This window comes from Bradyrhizobium altum (assembly GCF_020889705.1).
GTDB classification, from domain to species: Bacteria; Pseudomonadota; Alphaproteobacteria; order Rhizobiales; family Xanthobacteraceae; genus Bradyrhizobium; species Bradyrhizobium altum.
The window spans coordinates 1-3,614 of the sequence record NZ_JACMYP010000454.1 but is presented as its reverse complement, the minus strand read 5'-3'; the positions used below and the strand labels follow the sequence as shown (position 1 = coordinate 3,614).

General features: G+C 63.7%; 5 protein-coding genes. 2 read left to right on the top strand and 3 right to left on the bottom strand.

Features of this window, described 5'->3' with window-relative positions:
* Positions 1–472: HpcH/HpaI aldolase/citrate lyase family protein (locus H8B02_RS46090; RefSeq protein WP_229172339.1), on the bottom strand; the 472-nt coding region annotated here is incomplete at its 3' end.
* Positions 473–611: 139 nt separating this feature from the next.
* Between H8B02_RS46090 and H8B02_RS46085 the strand changes: the two genes are divergently transcribed.
* Entirely contained in the window at positions 612–1,268 is a 657-nt protein-coding gene (locus tag H8B02_RS46085) for a carbonic anhydrase (protein WP_229172338.1), read from the top strand.
* Positions 1,269–1,288: 20 nt separating this feature from the next.
* Here the strand turns inward: H8B02_RS46085 and H8B02_RS46080 are convergent, their stop codons facing one another.
* Positions 1,289–1,789, bottom strand: coding sequence for a TIGR00645 family protein (locus tag H8B02_RS46080; protein ID WP_229172337.1), 501 nt, complete (start codon positions 1,787–1,789; stop codon positions 1,289–1,291).
* 78 nt (positions 1,790–1,867) lie between these two features.
* The gene (locus tag H8B02_RS46075; RefSeq protein WP_229172336.1) at positions 1,868–2,902 is read right to left on the bottom strand and encodes an aspartate-semialdehyde dehydrogenase; all 1,035 of its coding nucleotides are present in this window, start codon (positions 2,900–2,902) and stop codon (positions 1,868–1,870) included.
* Positions 2,903–3,018: 116 nt separating this feature from the next.
* Between H8B02_RS46075 and H8B02_RS46070 the strand changes: the two genes are divergently transcribed.
* A partial coding sequence (locus H8B02_RS46070; protein ID WP_229172335.1) for a hypothetical protein occupies positions 3,019–3,614 on the top strand: 596 nt, incomplete at its 3' end.

Below are 3,614 nucleotides of genomic sequence, written 5' to 3'. Positions count from 1 at the left end.
CGATGTCGTTCGGCCCGAACACGAAGCCGGCGAGCCGGGTTTCCGAATCCTTCGATGCCGCGGCAAGCTTGTCGGCGTCGAGCACGGCGCGCGCGGTCTCGATCATCGCCCAGACCCGGATCGACGCAGGGGCATTGATGTCGCTGAGGCGATCGGCGACGGCGTTGAGATCGTCGACGGTCGAAATCTTCGGAACCAGGATCCCGTCCGGCTGCGCCTTGCCGGCCATGCCGATGTCGTCGACCCACCAGGGCGTGTCGAGCGCGTTGATGCGGATCAGGACCTCGCGCTTGCCAAAGCCCTTAGCGGCGACCGCCTTGGCGATCTGCTCGCGAGCCACCGCCTTGGCGTCGGGGGCAACGGAATCCTCCAGGTCGAGGATGATGCCATCCGCCGCCAGCGTGCGGGCCTTCTCCAGCGCCCGCGCATTCGATCCCGGCATGAACAACAGGCTGCGGCGCGGACGGGTCATTGGCATTCTCCTGGGGGCTCGGGCTCCGCCGCTGTCCATTTGGGCATTGGGCGGAACCATCCTTCAACGCTGCCGTATCATCTCAGGCTGCACGCCGAAAGTCTTGTTCCCGTCACCAGCATGTGGTTAGCCAAGGGCCATGAAATCCTTTCCGAAGCAGTTGATCGACGGCTACCGGACCTTCGCGACCCAGCGGTTGCCGACTGAACAGTCGCGATACCGGGACCTGTCGGAACGCGGCCAGTTTCCCGAGACCATGGTGATCGGCTGCTGCGATTCCCGCGTCTCGCCGGAAGTAATCTTCGATGCCGGCCCCGGCGAGTTGTTCGTGGTCCGCAACATCGCCAATTTGGTTCCGGTCTATCAGCCCGACAGCAACGCCCACGGCGTCTCGGCCGCGCTGGAATATGCCGTGACCGTGCTGAAGGTGAAGAACATCGTGGTGCTGGGCCATGCCCAGTGCGGCGGCATCCGCGCCTTCGTCGACAAGATCAAGCCGCTGACGCCAGGCGACTTCATCGGCAAATGGATGCAGATGTTCATCAAGCCGGGCGAGATCGTCGAGCAGCGCGATCATGAGAGCATGCAGGACTTCGTCACCCGCATCGAGAAGGCCGCGGTGTTCCGCTCGCTGGAGAACCTGATGACGTTCCCGTTCGTGCGCGAGCGCGTCGAGAGCGGCGAGACGCAATTGCACGGCGCCTATTTCGGCGTCGCCGAGGGCTCGCTGTTCGTGCTCGACCGGGTCGCGAAGGAATTCATCAGCGTCACTGATGCCGTGAAGGCCGGCGCATAGCTGCGCGCTCTAGCTACCGGCTACTCATCACCGTGATAGCCGCCCCAGCGATCCGAGAGCGCGAGCAACAGCGCTGAGATCACGAACACCAGGTGCACGGCGACGAGCCAGGTCATCCGCGTTGCGTCGAAGGCGGCATCGATATTCAGGAACGCTTCCAGCACGTGGATGGCGGAGATCGCGACGATCGACGCCAGCAGCTTCTGCTTCAGCCCGGCAAAATCGATCTTGGTGATCCAGATCGGCCAGCTCGGGTTGCCCGACGTATCGATGCGCGAGACGAAGTTCTCGTAGCCCGAAAACACCACGATCAGAATGAGATTGGCGACCAGCGTGACATCGATCAGCGCGAGCACATCGAGGATGACTTCCGTCGATTTGTAGCCGGCCGCATGCAGGACGAACTCCCAGAGCATGCGCGCGAATTTCAGCAGCAGCACGGCAAGCGCCACCACCAGGCCAACATAGAACGGCGCCATCAGCCAGCGGCTGTTGAACAGCACATATTCGAAGCCGCGCATGATGCGCGGCGCCCGGGGGGCCTGATGGGGTGGGAGCCAGCTGTTCCGACATGGTTACGCCCCCGCTGGTCCCCGCCGTCAGGCCGCTTTCTTCTTCGCGGTGATCAGCTTGCGGTTGATCAGGACTTCCGCGATCTGGATCGCGTTCAGCGCCGCACCCTTGCGCAGATTGTCCGACACGCACCAGAACGACAGGCCGTTCTCCACGGTCGCATCCTCGCGGATGCGGCTGATATAGGTCGCGTCCTCGCCGGCCGCTTCATAGGGCGTGACGTAGCCGCCCGGCTCGTGCTTGTCGATCACGAGGCAGCCCGGCGCATTGCGCAGGATGTTGCGCGCCTCGTCCGCCGTGATCGGGTTGGCGAACTCGACGTTCACGGCTTCGGAGTGGCTGACGAAGACCGGCACGCGCACGCAGGTCGCGGTCAGCTTGATCTTGGGATCAAGGATCTTCTTGGTCTCCGCCATCATCTTCCACTCTTCCTTGGTGTAGCCGTCTTCCATGAAGACGTCGATCTGCGGAATGATGTTGAAGGCGATGCGCTTCGGAAACTTCTTATTGATCAGCTCGTCATTGGTGTAGACGGCCTTGGTCTGCGAGAACAATTCGTCCATCGCGTCCTTGCCGGCGCCCGACACCGACTGATAGGTCGCGACCACGACGCGCCTGATCGTCGCCTTGTCGTGCAGCGGCTTCAGCGCGACGACGAGCTGCGCGGTCGAGCAGTTCGGGTTGGCGATGATGTTCTTCTTGGTGAAGCCGGCGGCCGCATCCGCGTTCACCTCCGGCACGATCAGCGGCACGTCCGGATCCATGCGCCAGGCCGAGGAATTGTCGATCACGACCGCGCCGGCGGCGCCGATCCTGGGCGACCATTCCTTGGAGACCGAACCGCCGGCCGACATCAGGCAGATGTCGACATCGGAGAAGTCATAGTGCTCGAGCGCCTTCACCTTGAGCGTGCGGTCGCCATAGGAGACCTCGACGCCGACGCTGCGGCGCGAGGCCAGCACGACAACCTCGTCGGCGGGGAATTTGCGCTCGTCGAGAATGTTGAGCATTTCGCGCCCGACATTGCCGGTCGCTCCGACCACCGCGACTTTGTAACCCATCGTTCACTCTCCGACGAAAAATGCCCGTTCCCCCGCAAGCTGCGGAAAGGGAAGAGGCAGCGCTTCTATGCGAGAAACCCCGTCAAGACAACGTTGCGTAGCTTTTGAGCGTTTTGATGCGTTTATTTCGGGCCGATCCGGCCGCGCCCTATCATACGAGAAATCCATCAGCGCTGACGAGCTTCGTGGACGAGGTGTACGCCACGCTCTCCGGGCTGTTCGCCTATGTCGCCGTGCTCGCGCTGTTCGTCGTGCTCGGCACCTATCTATGGAGGCAGCTGCCGGAAGCAACCGCGATGGCAGCACCTCCTGCCGCAGGCTGGAGCCTGGCGGTCCGCTCGGCACCGGCTTTTGCCATCGGCAGGCTCGATCCGCGAGATAAAACAGAGAGTTACGAAATCCTTCGGCATCCCGAGGGCGGCCGCAAGGACGTCTTCCGCTGGACCGATGCCAACGGCGCGCCGGCAGCCGAGCTGGAAATCTACCGCCCCGGCGGCGAGGCCATGGGGCCTGCAGTGACCGAAATTGCCGGGCGGCTCGACCCCGGCGGTGTCCGCGAGCTCGAGGCCGCCGGCATCGTCGACAGCAAGTTCGGCGGCGTCACCCTGTTGCGTCCGGCGCGGCAGGACGGCAGCCGTGCCTGCCTCGGCTTCGTCAAACAGGCCGACGCGCCCGATCTGCGCATCTCGGGCTGGACCTGCCAGGGCGCCAG

What these genes read in the sequence shown, in the direction of transcription:
- H8B02_RS46085 (WP_229172338.1), top strand. Translation starts at nt 612, where the DNA reads ATGAAATCCTTTCCGAAGCAGTTGATCGACGGCTACCGGACCTTCGCG.
- H8B02_RS46080 (WP_229172337.1), bottom strand. Translation starts at nt 1,789, where the DNA reads ATGCGCGGCTTCGAATATGTGCTGTTCAACAGCCGCTGGCTGATGGCG.
- H8B02_RS46075 (WP_229172336.1), bottom strand. Translation starts at nt 2,902, where the DNA reads ATGGGTTACAAAGTCGCGGTGGTCGGAGCGACCGGCAATGTCGGGCGC.